At 69.5% G+C, this 2,746-nt stretch carries 3 protein-coding genes; all 3 read left to right on the top strand.

Annotated elements, in window-relative coordinates:
• The first annotated feature begins 106 nt into the window (after nucleotides 1-106).
• Nucleotides 107-1,279, top strand: coding sequence for a D-alanyl-D-alanine carboxypeptidase family protein (locus VNE62_13175; GenBank protein HVE93232.1), 1,173 nt, complete (start codon nucleotides 107-109; stop codon nucleotides 1,277-1,279).
• Nucleotides 1,280-1,378: 99 nt separating this feature from the next.
• Nucleotides 1,379-2,059 carry a hypothetical protein gene (locus tag VNE62_13180; GenBank protein HVE93233.1) on the top strand — a complete coding sequence of 227 codons (681 nt, stop codon included), beginning with the start codon at nucleotides 1,379-1,381 and terminating at the stop codon, nucleotides 2,057-2,059.
• Between the two features lie 90 nt (nucleotides 2,060-2,149).
• Complete coding sequence (locus VNE62_13185) at nucleotides 2,150-2,707, top strand: TlpA disulfide reductase family protein (protein HVE93234.1); 558 nt, start codon at nucleotides 2,150-2,152, stop codon at nucleotides 2,705-2,707.
• Nucleotides 2,708-2,746: the final 39 nt, after the last annotated feature.

Consider the following 2,746-nt stretch of genomic DNA (forward strand, 5'->3'; position numbering starts at 1 on the left):
CCTACGGCGACCGCGCGGAGGCATACGAGCGCGTGGCGCTTGAGATTCGGGACCTGGTCTCGGCCCTCGCCGCGCAGCTGGAGTCGCGAATGGCGGGAGCCGCCCGTTGAAGCAACCGGCCCCGAGGTACGCCCGCTCCGTGGCCGCCTGGGCGGTGCTGCTCGTAACGACCCTGTGCCCGGCCCCGGCGGGGGCCCAGGAGTCGCCGCCCCCTCCGGAAGGGCCGGTTGCCACCGAGCCACCGAGGGGCATCCAGCCGGTCCTGGGAGCAACGTCGGCCATGCTCGTCGACCTCAAGACCTCCAAGGTCCTGGTCGGCAGCAATGAAAAGGTCGTCCTGCCGCCTGCGAGCCTGACGAAGATGGTGACGGCGCTGGTCGTCCGCGACAGGTACAGGCTCGATGACGTGGTCACCGTGTCGCCGGCGGTGCTGCAGGTGACGGGCAGCAAGCTCGGCCTCGAGCCGGGGATGCAGTTCACCGTCGAAGACCTGCTCCACGCGCTGATGCTCAAGTCGGCCAACGACGCGGCGACCGCCCTGGCCGCGCACGAGCTGGGCGGGATCCCGCACTTTATCGAGCTCATGAACGCCAAGGCGCGCGCCGTGTCGGCTCTCGACTCCAACTTCGTGAACCCGCACGGCCTGGACGCGGCCGGACACGTCTCGACCGCCTGGGACATGGCCCTTTTCGGACGCCAGGTCCTCGCCGACCCGGTCCTGGCGGACATCGTGTCCACCAGGGCCTACACGATGCAGTGGCCGGACGGCACGAATCGCACCTTCGACAACCACAACAAGCTGCTGGACCGCTACTCGGGCACGATCGGCGTGAAGACCGGGTTCACAAACCGGGCGGGCCGGTGCCTGGTGGCCGCCCTGCAGACCCGCGACGGCATGGCGCTGTCGGTGGTGATGCACTCTCCGGATCACTATCGGGAAACCGCCGCCCTGTTCGACTACTTCAAGGAGCGCCCCCCGGTCATCACGGCGACCGAGGAGGGCTCGGGAGAAGAGCAAAAGCCCCTCGAGCTGAGCACACCCCGCCCGCTGCGCCGCGCCACCGAAGGCCGCTCCAAGGCAGCGGCGGCACCCCTGGGAGCCGGGCCCGATCGCGCGGCCCCCGTGGCCAAGGCGGCGCTCATGGCCCTGCTGGCGGCAATGATGCTGCTGACCCTCCAGCGGCCGCGCCGGCTCAGCGACCTGGCCGAGGCTTCGCAGTTCCACCCCTACCTGGAACCCCTGGCAAAACGCGAGGGCCACATCGGGAAGGAAAAGTAGCCTCGGCGCAGAACACCTGTGGCAGCAAGGGTTCGCTCACGAAACACAACGTCACAGCTGAGGGACATATTGCGACGCTACGCGACAATTCTCGCGGTCATGGCGCTCGTGGTCGCGGTGGCTCCGGCCGCCAGGGCCTCGGGGTTCGTGCCCGCAATCCACGACGTATTCGCTGAGCCGGGCTTTCTGCCGGGCGGCGGCTCCCCCGGCCACGGCTCCTCCGGAGACGATCACGGGCCCCCTCGCGGTGGCGGAGGGGGAGGCGAGCCCGAGTCCACCCCCGGCCCCAACAGCAACCCCATCGACCCGTACGCCGAGCCCCTGGAGTACATCGAGATCCTCATCGTCCCCAGCGCGGTGGGGCCGCAGTTTCTCTACAACGGCGCTCCACGCCACCCCATCCAGCCGGTCATCGGCCGCGACAACGACGCTTTGATGGGGCCTCTCGGCTACTTCAAGGTGGCGCCTCAGAAGCCGGTGACAACACAGGTGTTGCCGAGGACGTATTGGGTGCGGTCGATCCAGAACCTCGACTCCAAGGCGCACACGGTCGTGCCGTGCACGGCGGACAGGGAAAGCGACAGGTGCAGTATCGCCGGGGGGCTCTACGGGTATCCGCTGGCTCCTGGCGAGACGATGATGTTCCATGACCCGGCCACCGGCCGCGACGGAGCCTTCCCTCCCGAGCCCATGTCGCTCGACCAGACCCACTACATGACTGTGTCGGACGACCGCCACGCCCGCGCCGCGTTCATCCTCGAGTACTACGACCTGAAGTAACCCGGCCCCGGTTCATCCGGGCCCCGGTCCTCGCGGGCCCCCGGTGCCGCACTGGGCCCTGTTGGACGCGCACCAACCTATCCTTGAGCCGTGCGGCGCCTGCTGCTCGTCATTCCCCTTGTCGCGGGACTGGTCCTGGTCGGGGTCAACCTGTTCCGGGCGGTCCCCCAGTCCGGCCTCGGCGAACCCGCCCCACGCTTCAGCCTGCCGGACGTGTCCCGCCCGGACCGCAGGCTGGGCCCGGGATCGTTTTCCGGACGCCCCGTCGTCGTGAACTTCTGGGCCTCCTGGTGCGAACCGTGCAGGGAGGAGGCGCCGGAGCTGCGACGGGTGTCGCAGTCCCACCCGGAAGTGGCGTTTTTGGGGGTGAGCATCCTGGACGGACGCCGCGAGGCGCAGGAGTACCTGAAGGAGTTCGGCATCACCTACCCCAGCGTCCGCGACGCCTCGGGCCGCACCTCCAAACGCTTCGGCGTGACCGGGGTGCCAGAGACCGCGTTCCTGGACTCCCGGGGCCGGCTGGTGGGCAGCTACGCCGGCGCGTTCACGGAAGGACAGCTGGACAGGCTCGTCACGGACCTGAAGACGCTCGCGCCGGGGGGCCTGCTTGAGATCTCGGGCAGCGGGCGCTCGCGCCCGGTCCCCTGACGGCAGGCGCGCACCCGTCAAAGGGGGTCGAGGGAGCCT

The organism is Actinomycetota bacterium (genome assembly GCA_035536535.1).
Lineage (GTDB): Bacteria > Actinomycetota > JAICYB01 > JAICYB01 > JAICYB01 > DATLNZ01.